Origin of the sequence: Streptomyces muensis (genome assembly GCF_021474425.1) — a bacterium.
GTDB lineage: Bacteria > Actinomycetota > Actinomycetes > Streptomycetales > Streptomycetaceae > Streptomyces > Streptomyces muensis.
Genome location: NZ_JAKEIP010000235.1, coordinates 1 through 13,106, shown reverse-complemented (window position 1 = coordinate 13,106; position 13,106 = coordinate 1). Strand labels below are relative to the sequence as shown.

Below are 13,106 nucleotides of genomic sequence, written 5' to 3'. Positions count from 1 at the left end.
GCCCACCCCGCCCGCAGGCGACTTCCAGCCGACCAATTTCCCCCCGCGGAACCCCAGTTTGCGTTCGGCCCGCCGATCACACCGGTCCTACCTGCGGAGTTGGCCGATCCGGCGCCCGGATCGTTCCCGACGGGGCGTCAACTCGCCGCGCGGGTCCGCAAGAAAATCCTGTCCGAATCATTGACGCACCACGAGGCCCCTCGTAGCTTGTGCCAGCAAGCGCTTACTTGAAACGATTCATGCAGTCGGCGATGACGCTGCGGGGAGGGGGCCCAACCATGGGAACCAGCAGGAATGTTGAGAGGCGTACGATCCTGAAGGCGGCGGGGGCCTCCGCGGCCGTGGTCGGCCTCGGTGCGACCACCGCGTGCGGCGGCGACAGCGGCTCCGGCGACGGAACCGTGACGCTCCGTTACGCATGGTGGGGTGGCGAGCCGCGCACCATCGCCATCAAGAAGACGATCGCGCTCTTCGAGAAGAAGTACCCGAAGATCAAGATCAAGCCGGAATTCACGGACTATGAGGCGTTCTGGGAGAAGTTCCAGACCCAGGCCTCCGGCGGTAATCCCCCGGACGTTTTCCAGAATGCGGTCGGCTTCCTGCGCAAGTACGACAAGCGCGGTGTTCTGCTGGATCTCAAGACGCAGGCGGACGCCGGGAACCTGAGCCTGGACAACTTCCGCAACGGCGTTCTGGCGAACGGTCAGGTCGACGGCAAGCAGATCGCCATACCCGTCGGCGCCAACACCATGGCGCTGGTCATCGACCTCAAGGCCTTCGAGAAGGCCGGCGTGGAGGCGAAGTTCGGCTGGACCTGGGACGAGTACTTCGACGCGCTCCAGACGATCCAGGACAAGCTGAAGATCGCCGGCGACACCGGCTACTGCAGCATCATGTACCTCTACGACCTGTACCTGCGCCAGAACGGCAAGGCCTTCTTCACCGACACCGACCTCGGCTTCACCGAGGACGACCTGACGCAGTGGTGGGAGGACGGCTACAAGCGCGTGCGCTCCGGGCTGATCGCCGACCCGAAGAAGGTCGAGCAGGTCAAGCCCAAGTCCGCGCTCTCGGCGGGCCTCGCCGCGTCCGAGTTCACCTGGGACAACTTCTCCATCCGCTACGAGGGCGAGGGCGAGTCGGACTACGGCCTCGCGCCGATCCCCACCACGGACGGCAAGAACACCGGCCAGTACCTCGGCTCGTTGATGCTGAGCGCCTTCTCCGGCACCAAGCATCCCAAGGAGGCCGCCCAGTTCATCGACTTCATGGTCCACGACCCCGAGGTCGGCAAGATCATGGGCTACGACCGCGGCATCCTCGCCACCACCGAGCAGTACGAGGCGTTCACGCCCACCGACGCCAACAACAAGGGTGTCAAGGCGTACGAGGAAGAGGTCGCCAAGGCCGACGTGCTCGGGAAGATCACCCCGCACCCGTCCGGCGCCGACGTCATCGAGGCGGCGTTCCTGCGCCTCGGCGGCGAGGTCACCCAGGGCAAGACCAAGCCGGCCGACGCCGCCAAGGCACTGTTCAGCGAGGCCAAGGCCGCGTTCGCGGGCTGAGGGGACGTACCACCATGACGCTCGTCAAGGAAGCGCCCGCGCGCCCGGCCGGGAAGCGGTCCGCCGCTCCCGCCGCCGGGCGGCGCGGGCGGCGCCGCGAGAACCTCGCCGGCTATCTCTTCATGTCGCCGTGGATCGCGGGGTTCCTGCTGCTCACGGCGGGGCCGATGATCGCGTCGCTGTACTACGCGTTCACCAGCTACAACCTGTTCACCCCACCCCAGTGGGTGGGCCTGGACAACTTCACGACGATGTTCCAGGACCCGCGCTGGCAGAAGTCGGTCGAGGTCACGCTCAAGTACGTCGTCGTGGCCACCCCCCTGAAGCTGCTGCTCGCGCTCGGCGTCGCGCTGCTGCTCGCGCAGAAGCGGCGCGGACAGGGCCTGTACCGGGCGGCGTTCTACATGCCCTCGCTCATCGGTGCCAGCGTCTCCGTCGGCTTCGTGTGGCGGGCGCTGTTCTCGGACGACGCGATCGTGGACCGTGGGCAGAAGATCTTCGGGCTCGACGTGGGCGGCTGGATCGGCAACCCGGACTACGTCATCTATGCCCTGGTGGCCCTGAGCATCTGGCAGTTCGGTGCGCCCATGGTCATCTTCCTGGCCGGCCTCAAGCAGGTCCCGCAGGAGCTGTACGAGGCCGCCGAGGTGGACGGGGCCGGGCCGCTCAGGCGGTTCTGGAACATCACGCTGCCGATGATCTCCCCGGTGCTGTTCTTCAACGTGCTGCTGGAGTCCATCCACGCGTTCCAGGTGTTCGGCTCAGCCTATGTCGTCTCCGACACCAGGTGCGGGCCCGCCGACGCCACGCTCGTCTACACCTGTTACCTCTACCAGAAGGGCTTCAAGGAGGCCCAGATGGGCTTCGCCTCCGCGATGGCCTGGACGCTGGTGATCGCGGTGGCGCTGGTCACGGCGGTCCTGTTCTGGTCGCAGAAGAAGTGGGTGCACTACGAGGAGGCCGCCAAGTGACCACCGCCACCAGTCCCGCCCTGCGCACCGCGAACGAGCGGCGACGCTTCGGCTCGATCGCCTGGCACGTGGGCGCGCTCGCCGTCCTCGCGGTCGTCCTCTATCCCGTGATCTGGGTGGTCGGCGCCTCGTTCAAGCCGAGCAAGGACATCATCGCCAGCCTCGACCTGCTGCCCACCAAGCCGGTCTGGGCGAACTTCTCCGGACTCGCCGACGGCATCTCCGGCATCTCCATCAGCAGCTTCTTCTGGAACTCGCTGATGTACGCGGGCCTCGCCGTGGTCGGTGTCGTGCTGTCCAGCTCGCTGACCGCGTACGCCTTCGCCAAGATCCGGTTCGCCGGGCGGAACCTGCTGTTCACCCTGATGATTGGCACGCTGCTGCTGCCGTACCACGTGCTGCTCATCCCGCAGTACGTGCTCTTCCGCAACCTCGAACTCACCGACACCCTGGTGCCGCTGGTCGCGGGCAAGTTCCTGGCCACGGAGGCATTCTTCGTGTTCCTGATGGTGCAGTTCATGCGGGGACTGCCGCGTGAGCTGGACGAGGCCGCCAAGCTCGACGGCTGCGGGCATCTGCGCACCTACTGGTCGATCGTGCTGCCGCTGAGCCGGCCCGCGATCATCACCAGCGCGATCTTCACCTTCATCAACGCCTGGAACGACTTCATGGGGCCGCTGATCTACCTCAACACCCCCGAGAAGTACACCGTCTCGCTCGGCCTGATGATGTTCCGCGACCAGGAGGGCGTCTCCAACTACGGCAGCATGATCGCGATGTCGCTGGTGGCGCTGATCCCGGTCATCGCCTTCTTCATGGCCTTCCAGCGCTATCTCATCGACGGCATGGCGACCTCCGGACTGAAGTGAAAGGGCTGAGGCGGTCACCATGGCGCAAGCACGCGTGAAGGCCCGCGCACCGCGCAAGGAGTCCCGGCGCAAGGAGCCCGTGTTCGGCGAGCGCTTCGCGGTCTTCGCCGAGGCCCTGCTCACCGGCGTGTGGATCGCCGTGTCCTGTCTCGGAGTCGTCACCTATCCCGCCGCCTTCGCGGCCGGCGCACGGCATCTGCGCCGCCGTACCGCACACGAGGGCGGTGGCCTGCGGGAGTTCGTCGCGGACTTCCGTGCGGCCGTGCGCGGTGGGTGGGTAGTCGGGCTCGCCGGGTGGGCGGTGGCCGTCGCGGTCTGGGTGGACGTGCTGGCCGCGCGGGCCGGGATTCCCGGCGGGCCGCTCGTCGGAGCCGTCGGTGTCCTCGCGCTGATCGCGGCCACCGTCGCCCTGCTGCGGGCGGCCGCCGTCTGGACGCCGGGCGCGGCCTGGCGGGCCCTGCTCGCGGACGCCGGGCGGCGGACCGTGCTCGATCCCGCAGGGTCCTTCCTGATCGTCTGCGGACTGGCCGTCGTGGCCGTGTCCGCCTGGTTCGTCCCGCCGCTGGCGGTCCCCGTCCTGGGGGCCGTCGCGGCGGCCGCCGTCGCCGTGGAGGAGCGCTACCGGCACCGCTGACGCGCGGTGCCCTCGCACCAGGTACGGCGCCCCGGGCGCGCCATACCTTGCACTGTCATGCCCCTGACCACCCCACACCTCGCATCCCCGTACGGAAGGAAAGGCTGGACTTCTCATGTCTCCCATCCCCCGTAGGTCCATCCTCAAGGCGGCCGCCGTCGCCGGAGCCGCCGCGCAGTTCAGCTGGGCGCTAGGAGCCAAGGACGCGCAGGCCGCCCCCAGAGCCGCCGAGGCCGACGAAGGCCCCGTGACCCTGGACTGGCTGGAGGACGGCGGCCTGGGCGCCGCACCCGGCTCCACCGTCGGCGTGCCCTGGCCGAAGGGCGCGTACCAGCAGGACCAGACCTTCGCGCTCACCGACGCCGACGGCAAGTCCGTGCCCGTGCAGTCCTGGCCGATCGCCTACTGGCCCGACGGCTCCCTCAAGTGGACGGCCCACGCGGTGAGTTCGGGCAACGGCAAGCTCACCCTCGCCGCCGGCGACGCCGCCGTACCGGAGAAGAAGGTCACCGTCGACAAGAGCGGCGGGACGATCGACGTCTCGACCGGCGTCATCACCGCGAAGATCGGCAAGTCCGGTGCCACCCTCGTCAAGTCGGTCACCCGTGGCTCCACGGAGATCGCCAGGAACGGCCGCCTCGTCCTGATCCGCCAACCCGAGATCGAGGACGAGGACCAGGGCGCCGTCAGGACCGAGCGCTTCGAGGGAGCCATCTCCAAGGTCGAGGTCGAGCAGGAGGGCCCCGTCCGCGCGGTCGTCCGCATCGACGGCAAGCACCGCAAGGGCAGCCGCAGCTGGCTCCCCTTCTCCATCCGTCTCTACTTCTACGCGGGCGCCGACTCCTTCCGGATGGTGCACACCATCACCTTCGACGGCACGCAGGAGCCGGGCAAGGCCAGCGGCGACTTCATCCGCGGCATCGGCGTCCGCTTCACCGTGCCGATGCGGGACCAGTCCTACGACCGTCACATCCGCATCGGCGGCGAGGGCACCGGTCTGCTGCGCGAGGCCGTCAAGGGCATCACCGGACTGCGCCGCGACCCCGGGGCCGCCGTACAGGCAGCGCAGTTCGCGGGGCAGAAGCTGCCGGACCCGTCCACCTGGGACCAGCGGGTCACCACCCGCCTCCAGTACATCCCCGAATGGGGCGACTACACCCTCTCCCAGCTCTCCGCCGACGGCTTCACCCTGCGCAAGCGGACGAAGAAGGGCCACGGCTGGATCGGCGCCGGCGGCGGGCGGCGGGCCTCCGGGTTCGCCTACGTCGGTGGCGTCAGCGGCGGACTCTCCCTCGGGCTGCGCGACTTCTGGGAGAAGTTCCCCGCCCAGCTCGACATCCGCGACGCCCAGACCGACGCGGCCGAGGTCACCATGTGGCTCTGGTCGCCCGAGGCACAGCCCATGGACCTGCGCTTCTACCACGACGGCATGGGCCAGGACACCTACCCCGAACAGCTCGAAGGCCTCAACATCACCTACGAGGACTACGAGCCGGAGTTCGGCACGCCGTACGGCATCGCCCGTACCTCGGAGCTGTTGTTCTGGGCCAACGAGTCGACGCCCACGCCGGACGCCCTGGCCCAGCAGGTCGAGGCCGTACGGGTGCTGCCGCAGCTCGCCGCCCCGCCCAAGCAGCTCATCAAGGCCAAGGTCTTCGGTCCCGGCCTGTACTCCGAGCCCGACCGCTCCACGCCGGCCAAGGCGAAGATCGAGGACCACCTCGACTTCCTCTTCACCTACTACAAGGACCAGGTGGAGCAGCGCCGTTGGTACGGCTTCTGGGACTACGGCGACATCATGCACACCTACGACACCGTCCGGCACCAGTGGCGGTACGACATCGGCGGCTACGCCTGGGACAACTCCGAGCTCTCGCCCGACCTGTGGCTGTGGTTCGCGTACCTGCGCTCCGGCCGCGCCGACATCTTCCGGTTCGCCGAGGCGATGACCCGGCACACCGGCGAGGTCGACGTCTACCACCTCGGGAAGTGGGCCGGCCTCGGCACCCGGCACGGCGTCCAGCACTACGCCGACAGCGCCAAGCAGCAGCGCATCGCCAACACGACGTACCGCCGCTACTACTACTTCCTCACCGCCGACGAACGGGTCGGCGACCTCATGCACGCCAACGTCGACTCCGACGAGACGTTCCTCGTCCTCGACCCGATCCGCAAGATCCGCACCGAGCCGTACACCCCCGACCGGCACGCGCTGTCGATCGGCTTCGGCACGGACTGGAGCGGACTCGTCTCGGCCTGGCTGACGGAGTGGGAGCGCAAGGGCCCCAAGTGGGAGAAGGCCAAGGCGCGGGTGCTGTCGACCATGGAGACCATCGCCGCCCAGCCGAACGGGTTCGTGCAGGGGACTGGTCTGTACGACCTCGACACGGGCAAGTTCGCTGTCGCCGACAAGCCGGTGGTCGGCGTCTCGCACCTGTCCGCGGTGTTCGGGCTCAACGAACTGTGCGCCGAGCTCATCGACCTCGTCGACATGCCGAAGTTCAACGAGGCGTACTTCGACTACTGCCGTTACTTCAACGCCACCAAGGCCGAGCAGGCGGCGCGCTACGGCTCCAACTTCGGTTCCCTGCTGCTCTTCCAGGGGCACTCGCGCCTCGACGCGTACGCCGCCGTGCAGACCGGGGACGAGAAGCTGGCCAAGCGGGCGTGGGAGAAGTTCTACAACTCCGACGGGTACAAGGAGTCGGCGCCCTGGAGGACGGAGAAGCTGAGCGGGCCGGACGCGTTGGTGCCGGGTAGTGAGGCGGCTTGGGTGTCCACGAATGACACCGCGCTGTATGGGCTTGCCGCTATCGAGAACCTGGCGTTGTTGGGGGACAGGATGCCGTAGGGGGTGGTTCGGTTCGTGGGGAACTGCGGGTCAGTTGTGGCTGGTCGCGCAGTTCCCCGCGCCCCTGGGGGGCGTTTCAGTGCATGTTGCCCAAGAAGTCCCGCATCTTGCGGGCGTCCCTCAGGCGCTGTTCGTACGTTGCGCCGATGGCCAGGAGCAGGAGACCGGCGAGGGCAGGGGGCACCCAGCGGGGGAGCGCGTCCGTCACCTGCACGATGTACGGGGCGAGTTCGTGCAGTGCGTCCAGGGCGAGGACCGCGCCGCCCAGGAGCAGCGGGGCCTGGAGGTGGTGGCGGGCACCCAGGAGGGTGACGGCCAGGGCGGCGAGGCCGAGGAGGAGGGGGCGGGTCCAGTTCGGGTCGCCCCACGCCGTGACGAGGCTCGGCAGGAGGGTGGCGGCGAGTCCGGGGCCGTACGCCGTCCAGGACGAGGTCTGAGGGTCGCGGCGCCTGCGCAGGGCGCCGACGAGCAGGGCCGGGACGGTGACCGGCAGCGTGTACGCCTCGGGAGTGCCGACGTCCCAGGCCGCCAGGCGCACCCACGTGGCCAGGACGAAGAGCGTGGCGGAGGCGTAGGCGACGGGCCGCCGGTCGGCGCGGATCGCCGTACCGGCGGTGATCACACCGCACAGCGCCAGGACCAGCGCGAGCATCGCCAGGTCGGTCGAGACCGCGGCCAGTCCCACGGCGAGCAGTCCGGCGACCGCGCCGGTGATTTCCACCGGGAGCGTCGTGGGCGAGCCTCCGAGCCGTGCCGCGAGCAAGGCCGCCGCCACCGGGACCGTCAGGACCAGCAGGGCGGTGTACTGCGGCTGCCAGTCGACCGCGGCGCCTGTCGCGCAGGCGAGCAGGGCGGCGTACGCGAGGGCGGTCGGGGCCGTGACCGGCGCGAGGTGCCGCTTCCAGGAGGCGGCCGCGAACAGTGCCGTGAGAGTGGAGAGCACCGCGAGGGTCGCGGGCTCGCTGGTCAGGGAGAGGAAGGCGAGGGTGAGGGAGGTGAGGACGGCGAGGGTCGTGGCGGTCGGGCGAGAGGTGGGGAAGCCGACGGAGGGGGCCGGGGCCGGCTGAGGGGCCAGGGCCTCCTCCGCGCGCTCGGACGGGGGCGTCCATGCCGCTGTCGCGAGCATGCCGGCCGTCGTGAGGGCGAGAGCCACCAGGCCCGCCACGTACGGGACTTCGAGCACCGACGGAAGCACCAGCGCGGTCGCCCAAGCCAGCACCAGCACACCGGTCAGGGCACGGGGGCGCCACACCGTGTCCCGTACCGCGAGGGCCAGGACCACGGCGACGGCGGCCAGGACGACGGGCACCGTCTCCGCGTGCGGCGGCCACGGCGTGGACACCGTCACCGCCTCACGCACGTCACCCGGCGCCCCGGACCACACCTGCCCCGCCCACGCGACCGGACCCAGCGACACGACCCCCACCAGGGGCAGCGTCCAGAGCAGTGCGAGTCCCTGTACGGCGACGCAGGCCCGAGTCAGCCCCAGCCGTACCGTCTCCGGCAGCCGGTCCACCTGCACCGCCGCCAACAGGGCGATCCCGCACGCCAGATACGCCGGAACCGTCCACGCGTCCGGCAGCACCGAGCGAGCCGTGCCGCCGGCCGCGGCGACGACGAGGATCCCGGCCGTCACTGCGAGGCCCGCCGCCTGCTTCTCGGCGACCTGCTGCCACGCAGCCGTCAGCGCGACGCCGGCGGCGAAGAGGAGGAGCGCCGCCGCACGGGCGGCGGCGCTCGGGCCGGTGGCCGTCCAGGACAGCCAGCCGGCGGCCCACACGCCCCACGCGCCCATGCCGTACGCACCGGTCATCGCGGTGATCCGTACGGACTTCGCGGGCACCCGGAGCGCCACACCCGTGTCGAACCCGGCCGTCAGCAGCACGGCGGCCGTGATCCCGTACAGGCCGATGTCAGCCGCCAATGCCCAGAGAGTCAGGGGGAGTTGGGCGGTGGCCAGGGCGGCGGGCAGCGGCAGACGCAGCGCGGAGGTGTGCGGCAGCAGGGCGTACGCCGTCCACAGGGCCGCCAGTGCCGCCGACGCGGCCGCGACGTAACCCGTGGCGTCCACGTCGGTCAGCGCGACCTCGTGCAGGGCGTACGCGTCGAGCACGGTCAGCGCGAGCCCGAGGCCCGCCACCGACTCGGCCGTCGACCGCAGCCCGTGCCTGAGCAGCGGCACCGGCGCGGCCAGCACCGCCACCGTGATCCCGCCGAGCACCAGGGCCCGCCCCGTGATCCCCATGTGCCCCCAGCTGACCAGCGTGAACGCCATCGCGGCGATGGTGAGCAGAACGCCGCCGAGCACCAGCAGCACGTTCTGGACCCGGGGCGCCGAGGCCTCCGGGTGCCGGGGCGCGACCGGCGTCGCAGCCGAGGTCGGCATGGCCGCCGCGTGCAGGACCGAGACCAGCCAGGCGCGGCGGTGCAGCAACTGGGCCCGGCGGGCGTCCAGTTGGCGCAGCTCAAGGTCGAGGAGCCGCAACTCCTCGGCCGGTGGCGGAATGTGCGTCATGCCCTGGAGTGTGGCCCGCGTCACGCCGTACGGCATGAGTGCCGGTACTCAGAACGTACTCAGATACCGGGGAAAACCGCTGCACAGGGGCAGACTCCTGCCATGGACTGGAGCCACTACCGCTTCCGCAGCCTGTGGGCCCTGCCCGCCCCGCCCGCCACCGTCTACGACCTGCTGGCCCAGGCCGAGGACTACCCGCGGTGGTGGCCCCAGGTGCGCGAGGTCCACCGGATCGACGACACCAGCGGCGTGATCACGATCCGCTCGGTCCTGCCGTACGACATGACGTTCACGGCGCGTGAAGTGCGGCGGGACCGCGCGGCCGGAGTCCTGGAGATCGTCATGTCCGGAGACATCGAGGGCTGGGCCCGCTGGACGATCACCCCGCACGGCTCCGGCAGCCTCGCCCGCTACGACCAGGTCGTCGATGTGAACAAGCCACTGCTGAGACGGTTCGCGGTGCCGGGGCGGCCCGTCTTCCGCGCCAACCACCGGCTGATGATGCGCGCCGGACGGCGGGGGCTGCTGGCGTACCTCGCCGGTCGGCGAGAAGCGGTTTGAAGGAAGCGCGCCGGGACCTGTATTGTTCAGTCCGTTCCCGGGCGATTAGCTCAGTGGGAGAGCGCTTCGTTCACACCGAAGAGGTCACTGGTTCGAACCCAGTATCGCCCACCGGGAAAGGCCGGTCCGCCACAGCGGACCGGCTTTTTTGTTGCTCGGCTGCCCGTCGGTCCGGACCGCCTAGGCGGCCGCCGGCAGGTCCGGGCGCAGTGGCCACGCCGGGTCCACCGCCTCGTCGCTGCCGCTGCGGGCGAACCACGCCTGGAGCCCGCGTGCCTGCGCCGCGTGCCACACCGCCTGCAACGTGTGCAGTTCGGCCGGTGACAGCCGCTCCAGCCGGGCTGCGAACCGGCGCCCCACCGCCCGTACGACCTCCAGCGACGCCAGTGCGTCGGCCGCCGCGTCGTGCGCGCCGTCCAGCGTGACGCCGTAGTGCTCGCACAGGTCCGTCAGGGTGCGACGGCCCTTGCGGTAGCGGTCCAGGTGCTTGTCGAGGACCCGTGGATCGAGCACCAGCAAGGGTGTCGTCTCGAACCAGTGGTCCAGGGACGAGGCGCGGTGGCGGCGCAACTCGCGGTCGAGCAGCGTGAGATCGAACGGCGCGTTCATCACCACCACCGGCCGTCCCCTGCCCGCCTGTTCCGCCAGCTCACCGGCTATCTCATGCATCACCGGCGCGGGCCAGCGGCCGTTGCGCTGAAGATGCTCCTCCGTCAGTCCGTGCACCGCCGTCGCCGCCTCCGGCACCGGCACGCCCGGGTTCACCAGCCACCGGGTCACCCTCGGCCGGGTGCCCGGGGCGTCCTGGACGACGACGGCCGCCGAAACGATCCGGTCGGTCTCGACGTCCACGCCTGTCGTCTCCGTGTCGAATGCCGCCAGCGGGCCCTCATACCAGCACGCCATACCTACACAACCCCTCGTTCACCCACGGCAGCTGACGTTCCGTCTTCTGCCCGTTTGGTGATACCCGGGCCGTTTGCGACGTACGCCGGAAGGACACAACAGGAGTGCGGGTCTTTGCAGTTCAGCGGCCCGCCACGGGGATTCACTCTGCCTGGAAGGCTGTTGGTCATGGCGATAGCGCAGCCCGAGCGGGGCGGGCTGCTGCCCGAACGAACGGGCCCCCATCGCGGTTCACTCGCCACTACCGCCTGCATGGAGACACTGCAGGTGGGCTATCTGCACGCCGTCGCTGCGGCGTCGGGCTGCTCTCTTTCCCAGCCCTTTCCGGACAACGGCATCGACTGGCACGTCAGTCACAGCGCGCCCGGCCACACGGTCGACGACGAGGTCACCATCAAGGTGCAGCTCAAAGCCACCTATCAGCTCGCGCCGCACCCGCCCGGCCGCTTCTTCTCCTTCACGCTCGACAACGACCACCTGGCGAAGCTCGCCCGCACGCCGGTCTCGGTGCACAAGATCCTTGTCGTCATGATCGTCCCGAGGTCGCAGGAGCAGTGGCTGCGGGCCGGCCACGACCGGCTCGACCTGCGGCACTGCTGCTACTGGGTCAACCTCGCCGGCCACGCGATCACCGGCCGGCGCCGCACCACCGTGCGCATACCGACCTCACGCATCTTCGACGACCGGGCGCTCTGCGAGATCATGACGCGGGTCGGGACGGGAGGCAGACCATGACCCACCGACCGCTGGAGGAACCCGTACGACCGGTGCGGCCGCACCCCGTCGACACCTCCTGGGACCGACCCCCCGACCCCGCCGACGTCGACCCCGTCGTGCTCGGTGCCCTGCTGCGCAGGCACGGCTGGCAGCGGCGCGGGGGAGCGGCGGGGCGCTACGGCCGCTGGACCCCGCCCGGACCGGGCGGCGGCGGGACGAGCCTGCTCGTCCCCGAGTCCCGCGCCTTCCCCGACAGCGACGACCTGCTCGGCGAGGCTCTGGTCGCCCTCGCCCGCAGCGGCACGCCCTCCGCCCGTGAGGTGCTGGTCGGGCTCGCCGTGCCCAGCGACGAGGTCCGCTTCTGGCGGGACGCGCCGAGCGGTCCCGCCGGGGCCGCGCCGTGGACGGTCGAGGAGGAACTGCGCACCGGCGCCCGCCAGATGCTCCTCGCCGCGGCGCTCGCCACGCGCGCGCGTGCCGGCTATTACGGCGCCCGGCACCGCCGTGCCGCCGCCGCGATGCTGGAGAGCGTCCTCGTCGGCTCCGGGGCCGGCGGCCGCCACCTCGCCGCCTTCGTCCCCGTCGGCACCGGGCGCCCTCTCGCCGTACGCCTTCACCAAGCCCTCTACGCCGCCCGCGAGGCCATCGACTACCAGCGAGCCACCGGCGGCATGGACGCCTTCGACGGTGCCGTCGAGGCAGGCGTCAGCCGGGAGCTGACCGACGCGCTGGCGGTGCTGGTGCGCGGCACCGAGGGGGCGCGTATCGCCGTCGACTGGTCGCCCGCCGCCGGGGTGCCCGCGGACTGCGCGGTCGGTGTCGAGCCCGTCGAGTTCTCGCCGGGCGACCTGCCCGTGCTGCGCGAGGCCGCCGCCCGCTATCTGCGCGAGGAGCCTTCGGTGCCGGTCAGGATCACCGGCACGGTCGTACGGATGCGAAGGTCGGGGCCTCGCGGGGAGGGCACCGTACGGCTGCGCGTCCTCGCCGGCGCCGAGGTACCGCACGTCCGGCTGACCCTGGACGAGGAGTCGTACCGCATCGCCGGGCACGCACACCTGGTGGGGCTGCCGGTGCGGGTGCACGGGCGGCTGGAGAGCCGGGGTGGGTTCCGCAAGGTGACGGGGGCCTCCGGGGTGGTGCCGGTGCAGGTGGATGAGGCTGAGCGGGATCGGCTGATGAAGTCGTTGCAGGAGGATCTGGACTTTTTTGAGGGGGTTTGCGGTGGGGAGGATGGCGGGGATTGAGGGGGTGACGGCTTGCAGCTGGGGCGCTGAATTTCTTGCTTCGTTCGCCTCCGGGGCGCCACATGCCGGTGTCGAGAGGGCGATCGTGCTCGACCCTTCGGGCCTCCGCGCTCCCCCAGAGGGGGTACCCCCAGCCCTCTCGACACCGGCGCGCCCCTACGGCTCTCTTCGCGGCCGGTGTCGTGGGACCAGGGAAGGTGGGTGGGCTCTTGCCCGGCGACGCGGTCCCCATCAGCCCCTCCGGCGTTTAAGGAGGGGGGTCTGGGGCGGAGC

10 protein-coding genes and 1 tRNA gene are annotated in these 13,106 nt (G+C 70.5%); 9 read left to right on the top strand and 2 right to left on the bottom strand.

The window, feature by feature from the left end:
• Nucleotides 1-278 precede the first annotated feature (278 nt).
• The 5 genes from L0P92_RS35005 (at nt 279) to L0P92_RS34985 (ending at nt 6,890) form a co-directional block, all read left to right on the top strand.
• The gene (locus tag L0P92_RS35005) at nt 279-1,565 is read left to right on the top strand and encodes an ABC transporter substrate-binding protein (RefSeq protein ID WP_234767087.1); all 1,287 of its coding nucleotides are present in this window, start codon (nt 279-281) and stop codon (nt 1,563-1,565) included.
• A 14-nt stretch (nt 1,566-1,579) separates the two neighbouring features.
• A complete protein-coding gene (locus L0P92_RS35000) occupies nt 1,580-2,536 on the top strand; it encodes a carbohydrate ABC transporter permease (RefSeq protein ID WP_217214530.1) in 957 nt (318 codons plus the stop codon).
• On the top strand, nt 2,533-3,405 hold the full coding sequence (locus L0P92_RS34995; protein WP_234767086.1) for a carbohydrate ABC transporter permease: 873 nt from the start codon (nt 2,533-2,535) through the stop codon (nt 3,403-3,405). Before L0P92_RS35000 ends, L0P92_RS34995 begins: the two co-directional genes overlap by 4 nt.
• Before the next feature lie 19 nt (nt 3,406-3,424).
• Entirely contained in the window at nt 3,425-4,039 is a 615-nt protein-coding gene (locus L0P92_RS34990) for a hypothetical protein (RefSeq protein ID WP_234767085.1), read from the top strand.
• A 115-nt stretch (nt 4,040-4,154) separates the two neighbouring features.
• Nucleotides 4,155-6,890 (top strand): exo-rhamnogalacturonan lyase family protein, encoded by a 2,736-nt coding sequence (locus L0P92_RS34985; RefSeq protein ID WP_234767084.1) that lies wholly within the window; start codon nt 4,155-4,157, stop codon nt 6,888-6,890.
• A gap of 76 nt (nt 6,891-6,966) precedes the next feature.
• Here L0P92_RS34985 and L0P92_RS34980 read toward each other — a convergent pair whose 3' ends face one another.
• Entirely contained in the window at nt 6,967-9,405 is a 2,439-nt protein-coding gene (locus tag L0P92_RS34980) for an SCO7613 C-terminal domain-containing membrane protein (RefSeq protein ID WP_234767083.1), read from the bottom strand.
• A 102-nt stretch (nt 9,406-9,507) separates the two neighbouring features.
• Between L0P92_RS34980 and L0P92_RS34975 the strand changes: the two genes are divergently transcribed.
• Nucleotides 9,508-9,966, top strand: a complete 459-nt coding sequence (locus tag L0P92_RS34975; protein WP_234767082.1) for an SRPBCC family protein — start codon at nt 9,508-9,510, stop codon at nt 9,964-9,966.
• Between the two features lie 39 nt (nt 9,967-10,005).
• A tRNA-Val gene (locus L0P92_RS34970) sits at nt 10,006-10,077 on the top strand.
• 69 nt (nt 10,078-10,146) lie between these two features.
• On the opposite strand, the gene L0P92_RS34965 is transcribed toward L0P92_RS34970, so the two are convergent.
• The gene (locus L0P92_RS34965; RefSeq protein WP_234767081.1) at nt 10,147-10,872 is read right to left on the bottom strand and encodes a 3'-5' exonuclease; all 726 of its coding nucleotides are present in this window, start codon (nt 10,870-10,872) and stop codon (nt 10,147-10,149) included.
• Between the two features lie 168 nt (nt 10,873-11,040).
• Here L0P92_RS34965 and L0P92_RS34960 point away from each other — a divergent pair, with 168 nt between their 5' ends.
• Together L0P92_RS34960 and L0P92_RS34955 are read left to right on the top strand one after the other, a co-directional pair.
• On the top strand, nt 11,041-11,607 hold the full coding sequence (locus L0P92_RS34960) for a DUF4365 domain-containing protein (protein WP_234767080.1): 567 nt from the start codon (nt 11,041-11,043) through the stop codon (nt 11,605-11,607).
• The gene (locus L0P92_RS34955) at nt 11,604-12,833 is read left to right on the top strand and encodes a hypothetical protein (protein WP_234767079.1); all 1,230 of its coding nucleotides are present in this window, start codon (nt 11,604-11,606) and stop codon (nt 12,831-12,833) included. The genes L0P92_RS34960 and L0P92_RS34955 overlap by 4 nt, the downstream gene beginning before the upstream one ends.
• Nucleotides 12,834-13,106: the final 273 nt, after the last annotated feature.

Excerpts from the sequence above, each read along its gene's own strand:
- L0P92_RS35005 (WP_234767087.1), top strand. The coding sequence starts at position 279 with ATGGGAACCAGCAGGAATGTTGAGAGGCGTACGATCCTGAAGGCGGCG.
- L0P92_RS35000 (WP_217214530.1), top strand. The coding sequence starts at position 1,580 with ATGACGCTCGTCAAGGAAGCGCCCGCGCGCCCGGCCGGGAAGCGGTCC.
- L0P92_RS34990 (WP_234767085.1), top strand. The coding sequence starts at position 3,425 with ATGGCGCAAGCACGCGTGAAGGCCCGCGCACCGCGCAAGGAGTCCCGG.
- L0P92_RS34985 (WP_234767084.1), top strand. The coding sequence starts at position 4,155 with ATGTCTCCCATCCCCCGTAGGTCCATCCTCAAGGCGGCCGCCGTCGCC.
- L0P92_RS34980 (WP_234767083.1), bottom strand. The coding sequence starts at position 9,405 with ATGACGCACATTCCGCCACCGGCCGAGGAGTTGCGGCTCCTCGACCTT.
- L0P92_RS34975 (WP_234767082.1), top strand. The coding sequence starts at position 9,508 with ATGGACTGGAGCCACTACCGCTTCCGCAGCCTGTGGGCCCTGCCCGCC.
- L0P92_RS34965 (WP_234767081.1), bottom strand. The coding sequence starts at position 10,872 with ATGGCGTGCTGGTATGAGGGCCCGCTGGCGGCATTCGACACGGAGACG.
- L0P92_RS34960 (WP_234767080.1), top strand. The coding sequence starts at position 11,041 with ATGGCGATAGCGCAGCCCGAGCGGGGCGGGCTGCTGCCCGAACGAACG.
- L0P92_RS34955 (WP_234767079.1), top strand. The coding sequence starts at position 11,604 with ATGACCCACCGACCGCTGGAGGAACCCGTACGACCGGTGCGGCCGCAC.